Genomic DNA, 809 nt, shown 5'->3' on the forward strand with positions numbered 1-809 from the left:
GGTATTGCCAAGTTGTTGCCGGCCGATTGTGAAGCATTGGAAAAGTAGGGTTATGCTGCCATTTCGGCGGTGTAAGCGGCCCAGAGACTGAACGCATCGTTGCGGGCATGGCGGTATGAGGTTGCGGTGAGTTGATAGCGGCGGGGACGGTATATCAGGTTGATCTGGTCATGCGCGGACAGAAACCTCTGAGCTTGTCGATGTGACTTGAACCGACCAAACAACTTCTCCCGCTTACGGGTCATTCTGTGCGAAACTTCGATCGCATTATTCAACCCTTTGTGGGCCCGGTGGTCGGCCTGTGGTGCCAAGGCGCTGACGGGCTTGATGTAGCTGCGCAACTTGTCTGTGATCACGACCCTTGGCTCACCAAACTGAGCGACCAATCTTTTGAAAAACCGCTTGGCCGCCTTTGCATTTCGCCGCGTTTGCACGAGGATATCGAGAACGTCGCCGTTCGCGTCGATGGCCCGCCACAACCAGTGCTTCTTGCCGCGGATCGTGATGACAACCTCGTCCATGTGCCATTTGTCGTTTGGCTTAGGGCGATCGCGCCGGATGCAGGCGGCAAAATGCGCGCCGAACCGATTAACCCAGAGCCGAATGGTTTCTCGGCTCACGATGACACCCCGTTCCGCTAAGAGATCTTCGACATCCGCAGTGCTCAAGGCAAACCGATGGTATGCCCAAACCGCGTAGGCAATGACCTCACGAGGGTAGCGAAAGCCCTTCAGACGCGGCATGCTGGATGGAATGTTCATTCATTGCATTTAGTCGTCGTCGAAATGCCAGACAACTTGGCAATACCG

Annotated in this window: 1 protein-coding gene; it reads right to left on the reverse strand. The window is 55.5% G+C overall.

Annotated features, from left to right (window positions below; all coding sequences use genetic code 11):
• Positions 1-50: 50 nt before the first annotated feature.
• A complete protein-coding gene (locus tag ACR0ID_RS20425) occupies positions 51-761 on the reverse strand; it encodes an IS6 family transposase (protein WP_480608430.1) in 711 nt (236 codons plus the stop codon).
• Positions 762-809: the final 48 nt, after the last annotated feature.

Source organism: Ruegeria sp. AL2 (assembly GCF_056540845.1).